At 47.4% G+C, this 232-nt stretch carries 1 protein-coding gene; it reads right to left on the bottom strand.

All coding sequences use genetic code 11. The features are described 5' to 3' along the window. Positions 1–50 precede the first annotated feature (50 nt). On the bottom strand, positions 51–232 hold a 182-nt coding region (locus SB725_RS34120), incomplete at its 5' end, for a hypothetical protein (protein WP_410923815.1).

Below are 232 nucleotides of genomic sequence, written 5' to 3'. Positions count from 1 at the left end.
CAACTGAGCTAAGGGCGCGTTGATACCGCAATGCGGTGTAATCGCGTGAATTATACGGTCAACCCTTGCTGAGTCAATGGCTTTTGATCTGGTTGCTGAACAAGTGAACGACCGCGTCTGATTTTCTGATTTATTTCGCTATAGCGGCAAACAAACGCACACCGCTGCGCGTCTGAATCAAGAAAACCCGTATTTTCATGTATCAAAGTGACCTGCAGCCAAGCTTGGATTG

The organism is Pseudomonas sp. SIMBA_041, from assembly GCF_046535095.1.
In the GTDB taxonomy this organism is placed as follows: domain Bacteria; phylum Pseudomonadota; class Gammaproteobacteria; order Pseudomonadales; family Pseudomonadaceae; genus Aquipseudomonas; species Aquipseudomonas mucoides.
This window is presented reverse-complemented; position numbering and strand designations above follow the sequence as displayed.